Consider the following 20,876-nt stretch of genomic DNA (forward strand, 5'->3'; position numbering starts at 1 on the left):
GTCCCAAGCTGCGAACATGATGATCCCGCAGAACACCCGTTCCAAAGAGCTTTCAGACGACCTCAGCGTTACAACCCGGCAGATTGAATTTAAATCGGTTGTAACTCTGTTCCGCCTTCAGGTGCATCATGCAAACCGTCGGCACACCATCAGATCAAGAAAGTAATCCATGTCTAAAGACCAAAATCACGAAGACTATCAAGAACAGGACGATAATCGTCCGCTGACTCTCGAAGAGCAGCGCGCCCGCCTGCGCCAGCTCATCATCATGGGTAAGGAACGCGGCTACATCACTTATTCCGAAATCAACGACGCCTTGCCCGACGATATGTCCGATGCGGATCAAATCGACAACATCGTCAGCATGATTTCCGGCTTGGGTATCCAAGTGACCGAGCAGGCGCCTGATGCGGAAGACATTTTGTTGAGCGACAACGCCGCCGCCGTAACCGACGACGATGCCGTTGCCGAAGCCGAAGCCGCCTTGTCCAGCGCGGACTCCGAGTTCGGCAGAACCACCGATCCCGTGCGTATGTATATGCGCGAAATGGGGCAGGTTGACCTGCTGACCCGCGAAGACGAAATCATCATCGCCAAAAAAATCGAAAACGCCCTGAAAAACATGGTGCAGGCGATTTCCGCCTGTCCGGGTTCCATTGCCGAAATCCTCGCGCTGATTGAGCAAATCCGCAAGGATGAAATCCGCGTGGACGAAGTGGTTGAAGCCATCATCGACCCGAACGAAGTGTTGCTCAACGAATTGGGCTTGGGACACTTGGAAAGCGCGTCAAACGACGACGATTCCGGCAGCAGCGATGAAGATGAAGCGGATGAAGACGAAGATGACGACGATTCCGGCAGCGATTCCGAAGCCATGTCCGCCGCCCATCTTGCCGAATTGAAGCAAAAAGTGCTGGATCATTTCGCCTTCATCGAAAGCGAATACGGCAAGATGATCAAAAAGCTGGAAAAACACGACAGCCGTCACCCCGATTATCTGGCACACCGCGACGCCATCGCCAACAAGCTCTTGGAAGTCCGCTTCGCCACCCGCCAAATCGAAAGCCTCAGCGGCAACCTGCGCAGCCGTGTCGAAAACATCCGCAAGCTCGAACGCGAAATCCGCGACATCTGCCTTGACCGCGCCCATATGGAACGCGACTACTTCATCCAAAACTTCCTGCCCGAAATCACCAATCTGAAATGGGTGGAAGAAGAAGTCGCCAAAGGCAGAGTCTGGAGCGACGCGCTCGACCGCTTCCGCCACGCCATCCTCGAAAAACAAACCGAGTTGGCGAACATGGAAAAAGAAACCCGCATTTCCATCGAAGAGCTGAAAGACATCAACAAAAATATGGTGTCGAGCGAAAAAGAAACCGCAGCCGCCAAGCAGGAAATGATTCAGGCAAACTTGCGCCTGGTGATTTCCATCGCTAAAAAATACACCAACCGCGGTTTGCAATTCCTTGATTTGATTCAGGAAGGCAACATCGGCTTGATGAAGGCAGTCGATAAATTCGAATACCGCCGCGGCTACAAATTCTCCACCTACGCAACATGGTGGATCCGCCAAGCAATTACCCGCTCGATTGCCGACCAGGCGCGCACCATCCGTATTCCGGTGCACATGATTGAAACCATCAACAAGATGAACCGCATCTCCCGCCAGTATCTGCAAGAAACCGGCGAAGAGCCCGATTCCGCCAAACTTGCCGAGTTGATGGAAATGCCGGAAGACAAAATCCGCAAAATCATGAAAATCGCCAAAGAGCCGATTTCGATGGAAACCCCGATTGGCGACGACGACGATTCGCACTTGGGCGACTTCATCGAGGATGCCAACAACGTTGCTCCAGCAGACGCCGCGATGTACACCAGCCTGCACGAAGTCACCAAAGAAATCCTCGAAAGCCTGACCCCGCGCGAAGCCAAAGTTCTGCGTATGCGCTTCGGTATCGACATGAATACCGACCACACGCTCGAAGAAGTCGGCAAACAGTTTGACGTAACCCGCGAACGTATCCGTCAAATCGAAGCCAAAGCCCTGCGCAAACTGCGCCATCCGACCCGCAGTGACCGCCTCAGAAGCTTCCTCGACAGCGAAGACAGCAAACTGTAAAACAGCAAACCGCAGGTTTATCCCTGCGGTTTTTTATGGGTAAGAGGTCGTCTGAAACAGAAGTTGTACGTTTTCAGACGACCTGTTTTGCATTCATTACACTATGGTTGTTTAAAACCTGTAGGATAATAGAGAAAGTTTCAGCAGTTTTTTTGCTCATAAATCCTCGTGGGCAAAGCCCACGCTACAACTGTAAAACAGCAATTTGAAGGTTTTATCCCTGCGGTTTTTTTATATGCCACAGGTCGTCTGAAATAGTGATTGTACGTTTTCAGACGACCTGTTTTGCATTCATTGCGCTATGGTTGGTTAAAGCCCGTAGCATGGGCTTTGCCTGTGAATAATAGAGAAAATCTCAACAGCCTTTTCACTCATAATCTTCGTGGGCAAAGCCCACGCTACATCGAATTATCTCTCCTGAAACGGCTGGCAATCAAAATATGGTTGTAAAAAAGGTCGTCTGAAAAACCGTTTTCCCGTTTTTTCAGACGACCTATTTCTATATTTTCAATTCAAAATCAAACCATTCAGTCTTTCGCCGTGTTCATCAGCCGCAGGGCTTTGAGGCGGCCGATTTCTTTTTGGTATTCCACCAAGCCGATAAATGTTCCGCTTCTGTCGTAAACGCGGATGGGCTGTTCGGCGGAGATGTTTTCGGTAAATTGCGGGCGTTGGCCGCATTTGAGCATGGCTACGGCGCGGTCGTTCAGTTCGATTTTGGGGAGGTGCCGCACTAAAGCGTCGCAGGGCAGGAGCAGGGCATCGCGGTCGGTTTCGTTTAATTCTGCCAAGGCGTCGAGCGTGTAGCTTTCGCGGATGGTGAAACCGGCGGTTTCGGTGCGGCGCAGGGCGGTCAGGTGGGCGAACGTGCCGATGTGTTTGGCGATGTCTTCGCTGAGGGTGCGGATGTAGGTGCCTTTGCTGCAACGTACGTCGATAACGGCTTTGGGCGCGTCAAACTCGGTAATATCAATAGCGTAAATGGTGATGTCGCGCGGTTTGCGTTCGATGACGATGCCTTTGCGGGCGTATTCGTACAGCGGTTTGCCTTCGTGTTTGAGGGCGGAAAACATCGGCGGCACTTGGCGGATGTCGCCCGTCAGGGCTTGGCATGCCGTCTGAAATTCGGTTAAGGAAATATCGGCACGGGCGGTAGCGATGATTTCGCCTTCGGCATCGCCCGTGCTGCTGGCTTCGCCGAGTTTCAGCGTGGCGGTGTAGGCTTTGTCGGCATCCAGCAGGTATTGGGCGAACTTGGTCGCTTCGCCGAAGCAGACGGGCAAAAGTCCGGTTGCCAAAGGGTCGAGCACGCCGGTATGCCCCGCTTTCTCGGCGTTGTAGAGGCGGCGGGCTTTTTGCAGGGCGGTGTTGCTGGAAAGTCCTTCGGGCTTGTCGAGCAGGAGGACGCCGTTGACGGGGCGTTTGGCGGGTTTGGCGGTCATGTCAGTGGAGAAGGAAGGAAAGGGATAAGATGTAAGTGCCGAGTAGGATGATCGGCGTTTCCGATATTGTTTTTCTGAGGATGATGTGGCTGTGCGGATTTGGTGTTTCTACTGTGTAGCTGCCTTTTTTCAGACGGCCTTGCTTTATAGTGGATTAAATTTAAATCAGGACAAGGCGACGAAGCCGCAGACAGTACAGATAGTACGGCAAGGAGAGGCAACGCCGTACTGGTTTAAAGTTAATCCACTATAAAAGCGTGATGCGGCCGCCGGTACGGCGGAAACTGGCATGAAACAGCGGTTTGGAGAGAGGTACTTCCCGCCCGTTTAGGTCGGTGATGCGGAAGGGGATTTGTCCGTCTCCATCATGCCAAACCGAGTAATGCCCGTTTTTACCTATGTGGATTTCGTTGCCCGATGCGGTATTAAAGACAGTTGTCCCTTTGCGCAAACTGAAAGCGTAGCAGGCACAATAGGAGAAAAAGACTAAAAACAATAGAAATTCGGGAAAGGTCATGGATATATCCTAAAGCAGAGCAAGGAGGCCGTCTGAAACAGATCTTCGGTTTTAATACCGGGTGTTCAGAAGAGCTTTATTTTTAATCTTCCACCGGCTTTTCCGCCGCCACTTGGTCGATGAGGCTGGAAATGCTCATGCCGCGTTCGAGCGATTCGTCGTATTTGAAGTGCAGTTCCGGCGTTTTGAAGAGTTTGATGCGTTTCGCCAGCTCGCTGCGCAAATGACCTTTGGCGTGTTCCAAGGCTTCTTCGGTGATGTCGCGGGTGCTGTCGTCGAGGACGGTGTAGAACACGGTGGCGTGGCTGTAATCGCGGGTGACTTCGACTTCGTTGATGGTGATGAAGCCTGCGCGCGGGTCTTTCAGGCCGGTGCGGACCAGCTCGGCCAGTTCGCGCATGATTTGTTCTTTGACACGGTCTTGGCGGGCATAGCCGCGTTGCGGTTTTCTCATGGTTTTCCTTAAACGGCGGCGGCCGTTTCAACTTTGTTTTCAGACCGCCTGTGTGAAATAAGTGCGGTATTATAACGGATATACGGCAATTTGAGGTCGTCTGAAAAGGAGTTTGGCTATGCGGAAAATCAAAATCGGATTGGCGGGGTTCGGCATGTCAGCGCAGGTGTTCCATCTGCCGTTTTGTCGTGCGGATTCGCGGTTTGAAGTCGTGCGCGTGTTTGAACGCAGCGGCAACAAAGCTCAGGCAGTCTTGCCTCAGGCGCAGACCGTGCGCTCGTTTGAGGAGTTGCTTAGCGACGATGTCGATTTGGTGGTCATTACCACGCCAAACCAGACGCATTTCGATTTTGCCGCTCAGGCTTTGCGTGCAGGTAAAAATGTAGTGGTGGAAAAACCATTGTGCGCCACGGCGGCGCAAGCCTTGGAACTGGCGGAACTCGCCGAGCGGCAGGGCGTATTGCTGACCGTTTACCAAAACCGCCGCTGGGACAGCGCGCCGCTGACTGCCAAAAAGCTGCTTTCAGACGACCTTTTGGGCGAAATTGTGGATGCGGAGTTTCGTTTCGAGCGTTATGCGGCTGCCTTGAACAAAAAACGCTGGAAGGAAACCGGCGAGGCGGGCGTGGGGCTGGTGTACGATTTGGGTTCGCACCTCATGGATATGGCGGTCGATATTTTCGGGATGCCCGATGAGCTTTATGCCGACGTGCGTTATCAACATGAAGGAGCGGCTAGCGACGACAATTTCTATATCGCACTTTATTACGCCGACGGCAAAAAAGTCGCCCTGACCGCAAGCAAATATGCCCGCGAACCTTTGCCGTTCATGACCTTGCACGGCAAACGCGGTTCATACGTCAAACAAAATGCCGACAACCAAGAAGCCCTACTGCTCGGCGGCGCGCAACCCGTCGGAGTGTGGAACCGTGAACCGGAAGACGAATGGGGCATCCTGCATATCGAAATAGACGGTGCGGTCGTCCGCAAGAAAATTGAAAGCGTCAGCGGAAATTATGCAGCGTTTTATGAAAACCTTTATGACGCGCTGCAAGGCAAATCTCCCGCAGCGGTACAGCCGCGCCAAGTGGCAGAAGTGATTGGTTTGTTAGAAAAAGTGCACGAAAGCGCAGAGTCGGGTAGGCGGGTGAAGGTGTCGGGAGCGGTTTAAACCGCCGGATAGAAGGGTCGGGCAAAACCATTGGGGAAACGTAAGCCTGAAGATCGCAGAAAATAAGCCACCGTTGCGTATCCTTTATTTTGTTTCGTTATAAAAAAAAGTATAATCACACCCATTCAAAAACAATCCGAGGCCTGCCAAATGAACGTAACCGTTATCAATCACCCCCTTGTCCGCCACAAACTCACGCTCATGCGCGAGGCCGATTGCAGCACTTACAAATTCCGCACCCTCACTACCGAGCTGGCGCGCCTGATGGCTTATGAAGCCAGCCGTGATTTTGAAATTGAAAAATACATTATCGACGGCTGGTGCGGTCAAATCGAAGGCGACCGCATCAAGGGCAAAACCTTGACCGTCGTGCCGATTTTGCGCGCCGGTTTGGGTATGCTCGACGGCGTGCTCGACCTGATTCCGACTGCCAAAATCAGCGTGGTCGGATTGCAGCGCGACGAAGAAACGCTCAAACCCGTTTCCTATTTTGAAAAATTCGTGGACAGCATGGACGAACGCCCCGCGCTGATTATCGACCCCATGCTCGCTACCGGCGGCTCTATGGTGGCCACCATTGACCTGTTGAAGGCGAAAGGCTGCAAAAATATCAAAGCGTTGGTACTCGTTGCCGCGCCCGAAGGCGTCAAAGCCGTCAATGAAGCGCATCCCGACGTTACCATCTACACCGCCGCCCTCGACAGCCATCTGAACGAAAACGGCTACATCATCCCTGGCTTGGGCGATGCGGGTGATAAGATTTTCGGTACGCGCTGATTCGTGATTTGAGGTCGTCTGAAACTGAATGTATGGGTTTCAGACGACCTTTTTATAGTGGATTAACAAAAATCAGGACAAGGCGACGAAGCCGCAGACAGTACAGATAGTACGGAACCGATTCACTTGGTGCTTCAGCACCTTAGAGAATCGTTCTCTTTGAGCTAAGGCGAGGCAACGCCGTACTGGTTTAAAGTTAATCCACTATACAAGGTATTTTTCGTTGAAAATCCCATGTTAGAAAGGACAACCATGAGCTTCCAAGACAACCTCGCCGCCATGCCCGACATCGGTCATTTGAGCGGACTCGACATCCTCGACGCACAAGGCAAAGCCGTCCATCACATCCCCAACGCGCCCGGCAAACAAGGCTCGCTGAAACTCTACAACGCTTTGGCATTGAATTTCGGCGGCAAACTTGATGCCGCCGCCGCTGCGCAGGGCTTGGATTAGTTTGCCGAACACGTTGCCGACGCGCAAGTCAATCCGGGCAAACATCCCAATATCGATTTACTGTTGCAAGTGAAAAACGAAAACCTCAGATTGCTTCTAAAGCCGGTTAACGCTTAAACATCAGTTAAGCGAAAGGTCGTCTGAAAACAGAAATCCTGTTTCAGACGACCTTTTTTCATGAAACCGTTTCGTTATAAATAAAATTGTTATATTATAACCAATCAAATTTTCTACCCGATACATTTGGAGAACCCATGAAAAAAACCGCATTGTTCATCGCATCCGCGCTTCTGTTCAGTACAGCCGCCCACGCACACCGCGTCTGGGTTGAAACCGCCCATACGCACGGCGGCGAATACCTTCAAGCCGAGTTGGGCTACGGCGAGTTTCCCGAACTCGAACCCATCGCCAAAGACCGCCTGCACATTTTCAGCAAACCCATGCAGCTCGTTACCGAAAAAGGCAAAGAAAATCTGATTCAAAAAGGGACGTTCAACTACCAATACCGTAGCAAACAGCCGGTTAAAGACGGCAGCTATCTCGTTATCGCCGAATACCAGCCGACCTTCTGGTCCAAAAACAGCGCAGGCTGGAAACAGGCGAGCATCAAAGAAATGCCTGATGCCAGCTATTGCGAACAAACCCGAATGTTCGGTAAAAACATCGTCAATGTCGGACACGAAAGCGCAGACACCGCCGTCATCACCAAGCAAGTCGGACAACATTTAGAAATTGTCCCGCTGGATAATCCCGCCAACGTCCACGTCGGTGAACGTTTCAAAGTCCGCGTCCTTTTCAACGGCGAGCCGCTGCCGAACGCCACCGTGACCGCTACATTTGACGGTTTCGACACCAGTGACCGCAGCAAAAACCACAAAACCGAAGCCCAAGCCTTCTCCGACACCACGGACGATAAAGGCGAAGTCAGCATCATTCCCCTGCGTCAAGGCTTCTGGAAAGCAAGCGTAGAACACAAAGCCGATTTCCCCGATCAAAGCGTGTGCCAAAAACAGGCGAACTACACCACCATGACCTTCCAAATCGGTCATACGCATCATTAATATCCAATAACAAAGGTCGTCTGAAAACCGTATCACAAGGTTTTCAGACGACCTTTCTTGTTATCAGCCAATCAATTTAATGGGCAGCCATTCATCAAGGCTTATGCGGCGCAAACGTCCATTGACCAAGCTCTAAGCCCAAATCAAACAGGTTCAGACGACCTATCGCCACCCTGACCAAACGCAGGCACGGAAAACCAGCCTTAGCCGTCATCCGCCTGACTTGTCGGTTTTTCCCTTCCGAAATCCGAATCTCCACCCAAAAATCAGGCACGGATTTGCGCACACGGATAGGCGGCACGCGCGGCCACAAAACATCCGCTTCGCCCGCCTCTAATACGCGAACCTTTGCCGGACGCGTGACAAAATCCCCCAAATCCACCCCGCGCCGCAGCATATCCAGCCTCGCTTCGTCGGGCGCGCCTTCCACCTGCGCCCAATAAGTTTTCTCCAGCTTAAACTTAGGATCCGCAATCCGCGCCTGCAAACGCCCGTCGTTCGTCAACAGCAGCAAACCCTCGCTGTCCGTATCCAAACGCCCCGCCGGATAAAAGTCCGGCAGCGCCACATAATCTTTCAAACAGCCATACTTTTCATGCGCTGAAAACTGGCAAATCACGCCATAAGGCTTGTTTAATACAATCAAATCATTCATTTTCATCACATCCTGAAACCAAGCATAAATTGTACCAGCCGCCGCATACGGGCTACAATTTCACGCTTCTTTATATTTTATACAAATGATTTCATACGGTTAAAAAATACACTCAGGCTCGGCTTGACACGTCCGAGCCAAACCAGTATATTACGCACTTCCTTAGGAGTAATGGCTGAGAGGCTGAAGGCACTTCCCTGCTAAGGAAGCATGTGGGGTCAACCTGCATCGAGGGTTCGAATCCCTCTTACTCCGCCACCATACGAAAACCCGTCGATTATTCGACGGGTTTTCTTTTTATCGTTTTTGTGAAAACAAGGATAACGGACAGGCAACCGTCAAACTTGACATTTACGGAACATGAAAGCGTTTGCACGAAGGCTGGATTGCCGTTGAAACCGGTTATTTAAGTGTCGCAATCATCAAAAATCAAAAAGGTCGTCTGAAACCATTGAACTGGCCCCCAAATCTTGGACACTCATAAAAGCCTTTTCAGGCGCTCTGTGCAAGCTGGGTTCTGTATGCGACAGGACTCAGCTTTTTCAATTTCAGACTGCAACGCTCCCGGTTGTAGTAATCCATATAGTCATCTATCTGTTTCATCAATTCGTCCACCGTCAATTCCCCTGCACGGTAGAAACACTCCGTCTTCAATACCGCAAAGAAGCTTTCCATCGGCGCATTGTCCCAACAGTTCGCCTTACGCGACATGCTTTGAACCATGGAACGTTGTGCAAGCAATTCCCTATACCCCGCCGTACGGTACAGCACACCTTGGTCGGAATGAAGCATCGTTCCTTTATCAGTCAGACGGGGTGCGGCTTTTTCGAGCATTTCCTTCACCATTTCGCTGTCGGCTCTGCGGCTCATGGCGTAGGCGACGATTTCTCGGTTGAACAAGTCCAAGATTGGCGAGAGGTACAGTTTGCCGTCCTTTCCTTTGAGTTCGGTCACGTCGGTCAGCCATTTTTCGTTGGGCTTTCGGGCTTTGAACCGGCGTTTGAGGAGGTGTTCCGATATTTCGCCCATGGCGGGATGGCGGTAGGCTTTTTTCGCCCGTATTTTGGCTTTCAGCCCCATCTGCGTCATCAACCGCGCCGCTTTTTTGCGGTTCCAATCCAATGCTGCGGCAATGCGCCTTTGCCCGTAGCGTCCTTTATGCCGTTTGTAGGTTTCGACAAGGAGGGCTTTGTCGGCTTCATCGGGGTCGGGCCGGTCTTGATGGTGGTAGTAAAAGCTGCTTTTGGGCAGGTTCGCGATGTGCAGCAGGTATTTGAGCGGGTGTTGCGCCCTCAGTGTTTGGACGGTTTGGCTTTGTCCTTTTCGGTCTGCTTTTGGCTGAGGGCTTTTAACTCCTTTAGGTAGGCAACCTCTGCGCGCATATAGCACAACTCTTCGATAAGCTCCGCCTGTGTTTTTTCGTGGTCGGGTTTGTCGGCGATGAAGGGGTTTTTGCGGTGTTCGGTCATGGTTTTGGATTGTGGATGTTCGAGTGCGCCGATGCCGCCTTCTTGATAGGCGCGTATCCATCGTCTCAGGTGGGTTCGGGAAATGCCGTAGTGGTCTGCGGTACGCTGTTGGCTGCGTATATGCAGGTAGTGGAGTACGGCTTGGTATTTGAAGTGTAATGTATATTTGCTCATAAAAAAACTGCACCTTGTGAGTTGGAGGGGGGATGTCCAACTTTTGGGGTGCAGTTCACATATTTCAGACGACCTTTTTATGTTTCTGCGCAGCGGTTTATTCTTCCGGAGCGCGGAAGGTGTCGTGGCAGGATTTGCAGCTTGCGCCGGTTTCGCTGTAAGCGGCTTTGATTTCTTCCAGCTTGCCGGTTTGTGCGGCGGCATTCAGTTTCTCAACGGCAGCGGCGAATTTGTCTTCTTCGGCTTTGAATTTAGCCGCATCAGACCAAACCGCAGGCAGGGCGCGGCCGTTGCCTTTGTCGTCAGATTGGAAGAAGGTGAAAGGTTTTTTGCTGGTTTCGGCAAAGGTTGCCGCAGCCTGCTTGAATTTCTCTACGTCGTAAGGCTCTTCGCCTTTTACCATTTTGCCCATGCTGGAGAACTCGGGCATCATGGCTTTGAACGCAGTGGTACGGTCTTCGGAGATCGGACCTTTGGGTTGCGCGGGTGCGCCGCCACCGCAGGCGGCAAGGGTCAGGGCAGCGAGCAGGGCTGCTGAGAAGAGTTTGGTATTCATGGCTTTTGTGTCCTGTGATAGTATTTTGTTATTCATATTTTTCAGACGACGTCCGAAGAGGTCGTCTGAAAAGTTGCAATCATACCTGAAATGGGTTTACAAAACGAGAAAAGAAAGGAAATAGTTATGGCGATTTTGGTTACCGGCGCTTCGGCAGGTTTCGGTGAGGCGATGTGCCGCACGTTTGCGCAGGCCGGTTATTTTGTTATCGGTGCGGCGCGGCGCGGCGAGAAACTGCAGGCATTGGCGGCTGAGTTGGGCGAGCGGTTTTATCCTTTGGAAATGGACGTTTCGCGTACCAAGTCGATACGCAACGCGCTCGACAGCTTGCCTGAAAATTTTGCTGAAATCGATTGCCTGATCAATAACGCCGGGTTGGCTTTGGGTTTGGAAACAGCAGACAAAGCAGATTTCAGCGATTGGGAAACCATGATTCAAACGAACATCGTCGGTTTGACTTTCCTGACGCGTCAAATCCTGCCGCAAATGGCGGAGCGCAAACAAGGCTATATCATGAATCTGGGTTCGATTGCCGGCAGCTATGCCTACGAGGGTAGTAATGTGTACGGCGCGACCAAAGCGTTTGTGCGCCAGTTCAGCATGAACCTGCGCGCGGAATTGGCGGATAAAAACATCCGCGTCACCAACATTGAGCCGGGTTTGTGCGGCGGTACTGAGTTTTCCAACGTCCGCTTTAAGGGCGATGACGAGCGGGCGGAAAAGGTTTATGAAAATGTTGAATCCATTCAGCCGCAAGACATCGCGGATACGGCTTTGTGGCTCTATCAGCGTCCGGCGCACATGAATGTCAACTCCATCGAAATCATGCCTGTTGCCCAAACGTTTGCCGGTATGAAAGTGATCCGCAATGCGCTGCCCGTGCCTGTGTTAACCGAGAATTTCGAGAAACAAAGTATGTCTTTGTTTGCAAAGATTAAGTCGTGGTTTAAATAGGCAGATTGGATAGGATGGGGTCGTCTGAACAGGGATACTCGGTTTCAGACGACCTCAGAATATCTGCATCTTACATAAACACGTTATAATGTAATCCTTTCCGTTCAGAATATTAAGGTCGTCTGAAAGCCTTTATGAAACACGCAATCAAACAAAAAATCCTCGAACAGGCACGCCGTGACGGCGTACAGGTAACCGCTTTGCGCGAGCAGGTGCTCGATATCGTTTTGCAGCAAAGCGGCGTGATTAAAGCCTACAACGTCTTGTCGCAGATGCAGCAGCAAAGCGAGGGCGTGGTTGCGCCGCCGACGGCCTACCGCGCCCTTGATTTTTGGGCGGAGCAGGGCGTTTTGCACAAAGTGGCGGCGGTCAACGGCTATATTTTGTGCAGCCATGCGCAGCACGAGTGCGACGACCATTGCCACGACCACGAAGAAGCCGAAGCGCACCATAGCGCGTTTATTTTGGTCTGCACCGAATGCGGCACGGCGGACGAGCAAACCCTGAGCCACGAATGGGCGGCACTGCGCGCAGGCGTTGCCGAAAGCGGCTTTGCGCTGAAAGAAGAACACGTTGTTTTAACTGGAATCTGTAAAAAATGTCAGAAGTGAAAAAAACCAAAGTCCACCTGATTTCAGGTTTTCTGGGAACAGGCAAAACCACCGCGCTTAAAAGCCTGATGGAACAGAAAGACCCGAACGAAAAATGGGTCATCATCGTTAATGAGTTCGGCGAAATCGGCATTGACGGCGCCGTATTGAGCGACAACGGCATCCCTGTGGCAGAAATCGCCGGCGGCTGTTTGTGTTGCACCGCCGGCCCGCAAATGGGCGTAACCGTGCAGAAAATGCTGCGCGACGCCAAGCCCGACCGCCTGATGATTGAGGCCAGCGGACTGGCGCACGCCGCCAGCGTCATCGACGAATTGAAAGCCAAACCGCTGGACAGCCTTTTGGAAATCGGCGCTGTCTTTACCGTCGTCGATCCGCGCCAGTTCATCAACCCCGATTACGCGCAGCAGGCATTGTATAAAGACCAAATCGGCATCTGCGACGTATTGGTCGCCAGCAAAACCGATTTATGTACCCCCGAACAGCTTGCCGAATTTCACGACAAAGCGGCAAAACTGTTCCCGCCCAAAGCCAAAGTGGTTGAAGTCCAAAACGCACAACTCGACATCCAATGGCTCGACATTCCCGTCATCGAAAAATCACGCTACCGCCTCAAAGCCCTGCCGGACAACACCATGGGCTTCCAGTCGCAAGGTTTCACTTTCCCCGCCGGACGCGATTTCGACGGCGAAAAGCTGACCAACTTCTTCAACGACCTGCCCAAATTCACAGACGACCTCGTCCGCGCCAAAGGCGTGTTCCAAGTGCTTGGCACATGGGTGTGGCTCAACTGGGTGGACGGGCAGTGGGGCGCGAACCAAGTCTCATGGCGGCGTGACTCGCGCTTCGAGCTGATTGCCAAATCGTTTGACGCGGATTTGATTGAAAAGAAACTGCAAGAGGCTTTGGAGAAATAAGGAAGGTCGTCTGAAAGTTTGTCGCAGCAATTTTCAGACGACCTAAACGATAGTGAAGTCTATTGTTTCAACTGTCAGAATAATATAAAGCAACTGCGTAGCGTGGGCTCTGCCCGCGAATAAATCAAATAAACATTGCAGGAAAGAAGAAAATGGCAAAATTTTTAAATACCAGCGGTACAACGTATTACTTGGAGGAGTTAATTAAAAATGCACAGGAACGGCTTTATTTGATTAGCCCTTATCTAAAATTAAACGATGGGGTAAAAGAGCTTTTAGAAGACAAAGACCGCATGAAAATCGATGTGCGGATTGTAATGGAGAATATAAATTACTTGAAACTATAGCACAGCAACTCGGAAATAATCGTAATGTATCAGGTAGAATTGATCTATTTACAGAATTAAAGGCCTGTCAATCTTGCAGCAATGTTATTTTAGAGTTTAGAAATCGCTATCCAAATATTCAATTAAATATTTTTACAGGAAAATAGAATCATGGGAAAAATAAAAAATTATATAGAATTCAAGAAATTATTTAAAAATATAACGGAAAAATTTGTCAGAGATTTAGATATAACATTAATTGAAGCAGCTGAATATTCTATAATTGAATTCGAAATTTATTTATCTGAATATCCGGAAGATAGTACATTTATTTTTACAGCATGGGCAATCTATCTGTTAGAAAATAACTGTCTCAATGAAAGAGGAAAAGATAATTTTTTCATCGCGGAAATGAAAAAATGTTATCAACAAACTAATTTGGATAGAATAAAATCTATCTATTCTTCGAGTGACTATCATATTTTTGCTAAGGATGTAAACAAGATTCAACAAACATTTAAATTAAATCTTGCCAATATCATGCAGCAAGAGTAGCAACTGTATTTTTAACCCCGTCGGGCAAAAATACCAAAAACGGTAAATCACTAAAAATACTTTTATACCGCCGCAGCAGCAAGCTGTAGCCTGCATGAAACCTAAAATCCATGCGTAAGGTGTGTGCTCCAGCACACACGCGTTCCATGATTTACGGCTCAATGCCGTCTGAAAAGCTCACAATTTTTCAGTATGGTAAAAGTGAATTGCAGCCATCAGAGGCAGCTTGGTTGAAAAATTTAAATTATGTTCGTACAAGCTATTGTCCGAATCTTCATGCAAAATGTTACGTCAGCGAAGATGCTTGCATTATTACAAGCCTGAATTTATATGAATTCAGCCAAGTAAATAATAATGAAATGGGTATCTTGCTGAAGCGTAGTGAAGATGGAGAAGTCTATCAAGATGCTTATAGCGAAGCGCAGCGTATTATCCGTATTAGCGATGAAGTTAAAATTTCAGTTGACGTAGTAGAAAAAGAACAAGTTTTGCAGAAAAATCAGAATATAGAAATTGCTAAAAAATACGATACATTGACTGTCTCTAAGCTGGCAGAAAAATGGGGAGTAACGACGGAAGAATGCAATGCGAAACTGTGTCATGCAGGCTTGCAGGAAATAGACGGTAAGTTCTACCGTTTGACAGATACAGGCAAGAAAGCCGGTGCACTTATCAAAAAAGGGCGTTACGGATATTTTATTGTGTGGCCGGATAGTTTGACATTGGAAATGGTTGAAGCGGCTGGCAATAATCAGAAAGATTTGCTGGATAGGTTTATTAGCTGGCTTATCAGTTAAATTTTTTACAAGTATTCAAAGTATAGGTCGTCTGAAAGCAATCCGTACTTTTCAGACGACCTTAAAACCCAAATAGAGGAATACCCCAAGCATGTACCGTTACATCCTCCACCGCCTATTACTCTTAATCCCCACGCTGTTGGGGATTTTGGCGATTACTTTTGCCGTTATCCAATTCGTGCCGGGCGGGCCGGTGGAGCAGATGGTGCAGCAGTTGACGCATGGTGCGGTCAGCGGCGAGACGGCGAATGCGACGGCGGGCAATATCATGAAAAACGGCAACCGCATCAGCCCGGAAGATTTGGCGGCGTTGAATGCGCTGTACGGTTTCGACAAGCCACCGCTGACGCGGTTTGCGGATATGGTGTGGCGGTTTGCCCGTTTTGATTTGGGCAAGAGTTTTTTCCATCATGAAACCGTGTTCGAGCTGGTCAAACAGAAAATGCCGGTGTCGATGAGTTTGGGCTTGTGGACGTTTTTCCTGACTTATCTGATTTGTATCCCGTTGGGCATTGCCAAGGCGGTGCGCGACGGCAGCCGTTTTGATGCGGTAACGGGGATGGTGGTGCTGGTCGGTTATACCATACCGCCGTTTGTGTTGGGTTTGGTGCTGCTGGTGTTGTTCGGCGGTGGCAGCTTTTTTGCGTGGTTCCCGCAGGGCGGTTTGGTCGGCGATGATTTCGACACGTTGTCGTGGGCGGGCAAAATCAAGGATTATCTGTGGCACATGGCGCTGCCGATTACGGCTTCGGTGGCGGGCAGTCTGGCGGTAACGACGGTGTTGACGAAAAACGTGTTTCTTGAAGAAATCCGCCGCCAATATGTCTATACCGCCCGCGCCAAGGGCTTGCCGGAAAAACAGATTTTGTGGAAACACGTTTTCCGCAACGCGATGATTCCGCTGATTACCGGCTTTCCCGCTGCCTTTATCGGCGCGTTTTTCACCGGCAGCCTGCTGATTGAAACCTTGTTCTCGCTCGACGGGCTGGGGCTGCTTTCCTACGAGGCGGTGATGAAGCGCGATTATCCGGTGGTGATGGGAACGCTGTATGTGTTCACGCTGATGGGTTTGCTGGCGAAATTGGTGTCGGATATTTCTTATTCGTGGGTCGATCCGCGCATTCATTTCGGCGGACAGAAATAGGTCGTCTGAAAACTTAAAGAATTTTGGAGTTAAATATGATTAAACGTTTAAAAGCTATTTCTGAAGAAAGCCGCGAACATAAAAACGATGGTGCAAAAGTAGTCCGTATGGAATTGCAGGATGATGAAGCAACCAAACGGTTGGTCATGCATAGCGCAAAGCGCGTAATTGCCGCGCATAAGTCAGAATTGGAAAAGTTGGCTTATAAGTAATCTCCATGGTTGAATATTCAGACGACCTTTGTGCAACCCAATTATGAAAACACACACCTCAAACCCCACTTGGCAGGCCTTCAAGCAACACAAACGCGGCTGGTTCGCGTTGCGGGTTTTAGCCGTTTTGTTCGCCGTTGCGCTGCTTGCGCCTTTGTGGAGCAACGACAAGCCGTTGTGGATACGTTATCAGGGAGAATATTATTTTCCGTTGGTAAACGAATACAACGAAACCGTGTTTGGAGGCGACTTCGACACGCCTGCCGATTACCTCGACCCGCTGATACGCGGCAACATCACGTCAAACGGCAATTACGCCGTTTATCTGCCTAATCCCTACGATGCCGATACGCTCAATGATTTCGACACGCAGCCCGACCCTGCAAGCCCGTCTGAAAGGCACTTGCTCGGCACGGACGACCGTGGTCGTGACGTATTGGCGCGTTTGGTTTACGGATTCCGCGATTCTCTATTATTCGCCCTTGCGCTGACTTTGGTAACGACCGTAATCGGCGTGATTACCGGCGCGGTGCAGGGTTATTTCGGCGGTAAGACCGACCTCTTGATGCAACGCTTTATCGAAATCTGGGGCGGGATGCCGGAGCTTTATCTCTTGATTATCCTGTCTTCGTTTTTCAATCCCAGTCTGCTGATATTGCTGGTGTTGCTGTCGTTGTTCGGCTGGATGGGGCTGTCGGACTATGTCCGCGCCGAGTTTTTGAAAAACCGGCAGGCGGATTACGTTTTGGCGGCGCGTTCGATGGGCGTGGGCAACCGCGCGATTATGTGGCGGCACATCCTGCCCAACAGCCTGACGCCCGTATTGGCGTTTCTGCCCTTCCGTATCTCCGGCGCGGTGCTTGCGCTGACCAGCTTGGATTTTCTCGGTTTGGGCGTTCCCGCGTCGCAGGCGAGTTTGGGCGAACTCTTGGCACAGGGCAAGGACAACTTGGACGCTTGGTGGATAGGCTTGTCCACCGTCGGTACGCTGACGGTTATGCTGCTTTTGCTGGTGATGATAGGCGAGGGTTTGCGTCAGGCGTTTGACGTGCGCGCTAGGGGATAGTATAAGCACGGAGTCTTTGCGGGCGTACATCAATGCGCGACCCGCGCCTTTGGAAGTTTCAGACGACCTCTATAATATTTTACTCACTTAATTTTTGAAGAATTACAATGAATCAAACACACAACACAAATTTCTACGAAATGCTGGCCGCTGCCTGCCGTAAAAACGGCAAAGGTACTGCGGTGTTCAATGACAAAGAAAAAACCACCTACCACGCGCTCAGGCAAGAAGTCGATGCCGTAGCCGCATATCTGCAAAATATGGGTGTCAAATTCGGGGACAAAGTGGCTTTAGCGGTGTCCAATTCGCCGGAGTTTATCAGCGCCTATTTTGCCGTCTCCGCCATCGGCGCGGTTGCCGTACCGATGAATACGTTTTTGAAAAACAACGAATACGCGTATATTTTGAACGACTGCAAAGCGCGGTTTATGTTTGCTTCGGCAGGTTTGCAGAAAGAATTGAAGGGGCTGAAAAAACAGACCCGCGTCGAGAAAATCATTTGGATAGGCGAGGCGAAAGCGGCGGACGAAGTCGATGTTCGTTTTGAAGAAGCGCGCCGTTTCTCGGGCACGCCCGATTTGAGCCGCCAGCCGAAAATCGATGATTTGGCGCATATTATTTACACTTCCGGCACGACAGGTCACCCAAAAGGCGCATTAATCAGCTATGGCAACCTGTTTTCCAACCTCGAAGGCATAGAGCGCATCTTTAAGATTACCAAACGCGACCGTTTCGTCGTGTTCCTGCCGATGTTCCACAGCTTTACGCTGACGGCTATGGTGTTGCTGCCGATTTATATGGCGTGTTCGATTATTTTGGTGAAATCCGTTTTCCCGTTCTCCAACGTTTTGAAACAGGTTTTATTCAAACGCGCGACCGTGTTTTTGGGCGTGCCCGCGATTTACACCGCCATGAGCAAAGCGAAAATCCCTTGGTATTTCAGATGGTTCAACCGCGTCCGTCTGTTTATCAGCGGCGGCGCGCCTTTGGCGGAACAAACCATCCTTGATTTTAAAGCGAAGTTCCCGCGCGCCAAGCTTTTGGAAGGCTACGGCTTGAGCGAATGCTCGCCCGTCGTCGCCGTTAATACGCCCGAAAGGCAAAAAGCCCGCAGCGTCGGCATCGCCTTGCCCGGATTGGAAGTCAAAGCCGTCAACGACGAATTGGTCGAAGTGCCGACGGGCGAAGTGGGCGAACTCATCGTCAAAGGCGGTTCGGTCATGCAGGGCTACCTGAATATGCGCGATGCCACGGACGAAGCCATCGTCAACGGCTGGCTGAAAACAGGCGATTTTGTCACGATAGACGAAGATGGCTTTATCTTTATCGTCGACCGCAAAAAAGACCTGATTATTTCCAAAGGGCAAAACGTTTATCCGCGCGAAATCGAAGAGGCGATTTACAAACTCGACGCCGTCGAAGCCGCAGCCGTCATCGGTGTGAAAGACCAATACGCCGACGAAGAAATTATCGCCTTTATCCAACTCAAAGACGGCGAAACGTTGGATGAAGCCGACGTGCGCGCCCATTTGCGCGGACATTTGGCGAATTTTAAAATCCCCAAACAGATTTACTTTAAAGACGAACTGCCGAAAAACGCAACTGGCAAAGTGTTGAAACGGGTGTTGAAAGAGCAGTTTCAGAAATAATAAGCGTTCAGACGACCTCGGTTTGCGGGTTTGAATCAGAGGTCGTCTGAAAAGCAGAAAGCCGATGTTTGCTGGGCGCGTTTCTTGTTCATCATTAGATATTGGCTTATTGCTTCGTAAAGATTTCTGCCCGTGCGGCGGGTATTGCCGATTTGATTCCAACCGTTTTCAGACGACCTCGATACCATGACGAAACCCATCCTTGAAATTGAAAACCTAAACGCCTTTTTCCCCGGCAAGCAAGTCCTGCACGATGTCAGCCTGACCGTACAGACCGGCAGGAAACTGGCATTGGTCGGCGAGAGCGGCAGCGGTAAAACCGTGTTGGCGCAGGGCATTATGCGGCTGAATCCGCTGGTGTCGTTTGAAGGTCGTCTGAAATTCGACGGCAACGATTTGCTGACACAATCCGAACGCGCCCTGCAAAAGCTGCGCGGACGGGAAATCGGCATGGTGTTTCAAGAGCCGATGACCGCGCTCAACCCCGTGATGCGCGTCGGCGCGCAGATTGCCGAAGTGCTGACCCTGCATCTGGGTTTGGACAAAAAACAGGCATGGGCGAGGGCGGTCGAACTCTTGGCGGAAACCGGCATCCGCGAGCCGGAGCAGAAAGCCTTTGCCTATCCCTTCCAGCTTTCCGGCGGGCAGCGGCAGCGGGCGATGATTGCGATGGCGGTTGCCGCCGAACCCAAGCTCTTGATTGCCGACGAACCGACCACCGCCTTGGATGTCGCCGTGCAGGCGCAGATTCTCGATTTGTTGGCGCGCTTGCAACAGGCGCACAACATGACCATGCTCTACATTACTCACGACCTGAACCTTGTCCGCCGCTTTGCAGACGACGTCGCCGTGATGCGCGGCGGACGTATTGTCGAAACGGGCGCGGCGGCGGAAGTGTTTGCCCGTCCGCGACACGAATACACGCAAATGCTGTTGAACGCCGGTGCCGCGCGCAAGGTCGTACCTTTGGCGGGCAATCCCGCCACCGTCTTGCAGGCGGAGCAGCTTTCCGTTGCCGTCAAAGAAACGGCGGGCTGGTTCAAAAAACGCAGCAAAACCCTGCTGGAGCCGGTTTCCTTCGATTTGAAAGCGGGCGAAACGCTGGGCATCATCGGCGAGAGCGGCTGCGGCAAAACCACGCTGGCAAAAGCCGTGATGCACCTTATCGAAGCGGAAGGTCGTCTGAAAATCAACGGCGAAGACTGGAAACACGAATCCAGACGCGATATCCAAATGGTGTTCCAAGACCCCTTCGGCGCATTCAACCCGCGCATGAACGTCTTTAATATCGTTTCCGAAGCCCTGCGCGTCCACGAACCCGATTTGTCCCATGCAGAAATGCGGCAGCGCGTGCAAGACGTATTGCGGCAGGTCGGCCTGCCCGAAGACGCGCTCGAACGCTATCCGCACGCCTTTTCCGGCGGACAACGCCAGCGGCTCGCCATCGCCCGCGCCATCATCGTCCGCCCGAAAATCCTCGTTTTGGACGAACCCACCAGCGCGCTCGACGTACAATGGCAGCAACAGATTCTGGAGCTACTCGCCGATTTGCAGAAAAAACACGGTCTCAGCCTCATCATCATCAGCCACGACCTCGCCGTCATCCGCGCCCTGTCGCACCGCGTGATGGTGTTGAAAGACGGCAAAATCGTCGAAGAGGGCGGCTGCGAAACCGTATTTGCCAACCCTTCCAGCGATTACACGTGCCATCTGATGAGCTTCAGGGCAGGCTGAACCGTCGGATAGGTCGTCTGAAAAACATTAGCCAATCGCGATGGCGACCTTACAAAAAAACTA

General features: G+C 51.0%; 24 protein-coding genes, 1 tRNA gene and 2 pseudogenes. 19 read left to right on the forward strand and 8 right to left on the reverse strand.

The window, feature by feature from the left end; genetic code table 11:
- The first annotated feature begins 16 nt into the window (after positions 1-16).
- Entirely contained in the window at positions 17-166 is a 150-nt protein-coding gene (locus ACMYUL_RS11280) for an endonuclease (RefSeq protein WP_234396172.1), read from the forward strand.
- 3 nt (positions 167-169) lie between these two features.
- Positions 170-2,119, forward strand: a complete 1,950-nt coding sequence (gene rpoD / locus ACMYUL_RS11285; protein WP_070513851.1) for an RNA polymerase sigma factor RpoD — start codon at positions 170-172, stop codon at positions 2,117-2,119.
- Positions 2,120-2,646: 527 nt separating this feature from the next.
- Here the strand turns inward: rpoD and truB are convergent.
- The 3 genes from truB to rbfA form a co-directional block, all read right to left on the reverse strand.
- A complete protein-coding gene (gene truB, locus ACMYUL_RS11290; protein ID WP_415770600.1) occupies positions 2,647-3,561 on the reverse strand; it encodes a tRNA pseudouridine(55) synthase TruB in 915 nt (304 codons plus the stop codon).
- Between the two features lie 247 nt (positions 3,562-3,808).
- The gene (locus ACMYUL_RS11295) at positions 3,809-4,078 is read right to left on the reverse strand and encodes a hypothetical protein (RefSeq protein WP_415770602.1); all 270 of its coding nucleotides are present in this window, start codon (positions 4,076-4,078) and stop codon (positions 3,809-3,811) included.
- An 82-nt stretch (positions 4,079-4,160) separates the two neighbouring features.
- Positions 4,161-4,532, reverse strand: a complete 372-nt coding sequence (rbfA, locus tag ACMYUL_RS11300; protein WP_003685554.1) for a 30S ribosome-binding factor RbfA — start codon at positions 4,530-4,532, stop codon at positions 4,161-4,163.
- Between the two features lie 118 nt (positions 4,533-4,650).
- Here rbfA and ACMYUL_RS11305 point away from each other — a divergent pair, with 118 nt between their 5' ends.
- The 4 genes and pseudogenes from ACMYUL_RS11305 to ACMYUL_RS11320 all read left to right on the forward strand — a co-directional run bounded on the left by ACMYUL_RS11305 (position 4,651) and on the right by ACMYUL_RS11320 (position 7,994).
- Positions 4,651-5,703, forward strand: coding sequence for a Gfo/Idh/MocA family oxidoreductase (locus ACMYUL_RS11305; RefSeq protein ID WP_415770604.1), 1,053 nt, complete (start codon positions 4,651-4,653; stop codon positions 5,701-5,703).
- Positions 5,704-5,853: 150 nt separating this feature from the next.
- Positions 5,854-6,480 (forward strand): uracil phosphoribosyltransferase, encoded by a 627-nt coding sequence (gene upp, locus ACMYUL_RS11310; RefSeq protein ID WP_003744890.1) that lies wholly within the window; start codon positions 5,854-5,856, stop codon positions 6,478-6,480.
- A gap of 252 nt (positions 6,481-6,732) precedes the next feature.
- Positions 6,733-7,050, forward strand: a pseudogene (locus tag ACMYUL_RS11315) (DUF2322 family protein).
- Positions 7,051-7,187: 137 nt separating this feature from the next.
- The gene (locus tag ACMYUL_RS11320) at positions 7,188-7,994 is read left to right on the forward strand and encodes a DUF4198 domain-containing protein (protein ID WP_415770606.1); all 807 of its coding nucleotides are present in this window, start codon (positions 7,188-7,190) and stop codon (positions 7,992-7,994) included.
- A 94-nt stretch (positions 7,995-8,088) separates the two neighbouring features.
- Here the strand turns inward: ACMYUL_RS11320 and ACMYUL_RS11325 are convergent, their stop codons facing one another.
- On the reverse strand, positions 8,089-8,649 hold the full coding sequence (locus ACMYUL_RS11325; protein ID WP_415770608.1) for a pseudouridine synthase: 561 nt from the start codon (positions 8,647-8,649) through the stop codon (positions 8,089-8,091).
- A 165-nt stretch (positions 8,650-8,814) separates the two neighbouring features.
- Here ACMYUL_RS11325 and ACMYUL_RS11330 point away from each other — a divergent pair.
- A tRNA-Ser gene (locus tag ACMYUL_RS11330) sits at positions 8,815-8,907 on the forward strand.
- A 234-nt stretch (positions 8,908-9,141) separates the two neighbouring features.
- Here ACMYUL_RS11330 and ACMYUL_RS11335 read toward each other — a convergent pair.
- The 3 genes from ACMYUL_RS11335 to ACMYUL_RS11345 form a co-directional block, all read right to left on the reverse strand.
- On the reverse strand, positions 9,142-10,038 hold the full coding sequence (locus ACMYUL_RS11335) for an IS3 family transposase (RefSeq protein WP_415770610.1): 897 nt from the start codon (positions 10,036-10,038) through the stop codon (positions 9,142-9,144).
- A complete protein-coding gene (locus ACMYUL_RS11340; protein WP_234396225.1) occupies positions 9,942-10,292 on the reverse strand; it encodes a helix-turn-helix domain-containing protein in 351 nt (116 codons plus the stop codon). The genes ACMYUL_RS11335 and ACMYUL_RS11340 overlap by 97 nt, the downstream gene beginning before the upstream one ends.
- A gap of 97 nt (positions 10,293-10,389) precedes the next feature.
- On the reverse strand, positions 10,390-10,848 hold the full coding sequence (locus ACMYUL_RS11345; protein WP_415770611.1) for a c-type cytochrome: 459 nt from the start codon (positions 10,846-10,848) through the stop codon (positions 10,390-10,392).
- A 126-nt stretch (positions 10,849-10,974) separates the two neighbouring features.
- On the opposite strand from ACMYUL_RS11345, the gene ACMYUL_RS11350 reads away from it, so the two are divergent.
- From ACMYUL_RS11350 to ACMYUL_RS11400, 11 genes and pseudogenes are all read left to right on the forward strand, one after another.
- Positions 10,975-11,802, forward strand: coding sequence for an SDR family oxidoreductase (locus ACMYUL_RS11350; RefSeq protein ID WP_415770613.1), 828 nt, complete (start codon positions 10,975-10,977; stop codon positions 11,800-11,802).
- Positions 11,803-11,936: 134 nt separating this feature from the next.
- Positions 11,937-12,413: a Fur family transcriptional regulator gene (locus tag ACMYUL_RS11355; protein WP_003744587.1), complete on the forward strand. Its 477-nt coding sequence runs from the start codon at positions 11,937-11,939 to the stop codon at positions 12,411-12,413.
- Positions 12,401-13,330: a CobW family GTP-binding protein gene (locus tag ACMYUL_RS11360; protein WP_019271481.1), complete on the forward strand. Its 930-nt coding sequence runs from the start codon at positions 12,401-12,403 to the stop codon at positions 13,328-13,330. The genes ACMYUL_RS11355 and ACMYUL_RS11360 overlap by 13 nt, the downstream gene beginning before the upstream one ends.
- 152 nt (positions 13,331-13,482) lie before the next feature.
- The gene (locus ACMYUL_RS11365; protein ID WP_415770616.1) at positions 13,483-13,677 is read left to right on the forward strand and encodes a hypothetical protein; all 195 of its coding nucleotides are present in this window, start codon (positions 13,483-13,485) and stop codon (positions 13,675-13,677) included.
- A pseudogene (locus ACMYUL_RS11370) lies at positions 13,647-13,823 on the forward strand (deaminase domain-containing protein); the annotation flags it as partial. The gene ACMYUL_RS11365 and the pseudogene ACMYUL_RS11370, both read left to right, overlap by 31 nt.
- A gap of 4 nt (positions 13,824-13,827) precedes the next feature.
- Positions 13,828-14,211, forward strand: coding sequence for a hypothetical protein (locus ACMYUL_RS11375; protein WP_039405281.1), 384 nt, complete (start codon positions 13,828-13,830; stop codon positions 14,209-14,211).
- Positions 14,212-14,357: 146 nt separating this feature from the next.
- Positions 14,358-15,008 carry a DNA repair protein gene (locus tag ACMYUL_RS11380; protein WP_415770618.1) on the forward strand — a complete coding sequence of 217 codons (651 nt, stop codon included), beginning with the start codon at positions 14,358-14,360 and terminating at the stop codon, positions 15,006-15,008.
- 91 nt (positions 15,009-15,099) lie between these two features.
- Positions 15,100-16,152 carry an ABC transporter permease subunit gene (locus tag ACMYUL_RS11385; protein ID WP_016687013.1) on the forward strand — a complete coding sequence of 351 codons (1,053 nt, stop codon included), beginning with the start codon at positions 15,100-15,102 and terminating at the stop codon, positions 16,150-16,152.
- A 35-nt stretch (positions 16,153-16,187) separates the two neighbouring features.
- Positions 16,188-16,364 (forward strand): hypothetical protein, encoded by a 177-nt coding sequence (locus tag ACMYUL_RS11390; RefSeq protein WP_415770621.1) that lies wholly within the window; start codon positions 16,188-16,190, stop codon positions 16,362-16,364.
- 43 nt (positions 16,365-16,407) lie between these two features.
- On the forward strand, positions 16,408-17,430 hold the full coding sequence (locus ACMYUL_RS11395; protein ID WP_070689051.1) for an ABC transporter permease: 1,023 nt from the start codon (positions 16,408-16,410) through the stop codon (positions 17,428-17,430).
- A gap of 107 nt (positions 17,431-17,537) precedes the next feature.
- Entirely contained in the window at positions 17,538-19,079 is a 1,542-nt protein-coding gene (locus tag ACMYUL_RS11400) for a fatty acid--CoA ligase (RefSeq protein WP_415770623.1), read from the forward strand.
- Between the two features lie 35 nt (positions 19,080-19,114).
- Here ACMYUL_RS11400 and ACMYUL_RS11405 read toward each other — a convergent pair whose 3' ends face one another.
- The gene (locus tag ACMYUL_RS11405) at positions 19,115-19,267 is read right to left on the reverse strand and encodes a hypothetical protein (RefSeq protein WP_415770625.1); all 153 of its coding nucleotides are present in this window, start codon (positions 19,265-19,267) and stop codon (positions 19,115-19,117) included.
- Between ACMYUL_RS11405 and ACMYUL_RS11410 the strand changes: the two genes are divergently transcribed.
- Positions 19,266-20,813, forward strand: a complete 1,548-nt coding sequence (locus ACMYUL_RS11410) for an ABC transporter ATP-binding protein (protein ID WP_415770627.1) — start codon at positions 19,266-19,268, stop codon at positions 20,811-20,813. The two genes, ACMYUL_RS11405 and ACMYUL_RS11410, sit on opposite strands and share 2 nt — an antisense overlap.
- Positions 20,814-20,876 lie beyond the last annotated feature (63 nt).

It is taken from the genome of Neisseria sp. CP9, from assembly GCF_047758525.1.
Taxonomy (GTDB): Bacteria; Pseudomonadota; Gammaproteobacteria; order Burkholderiales; family Neisseriaceae; genus Neisseria.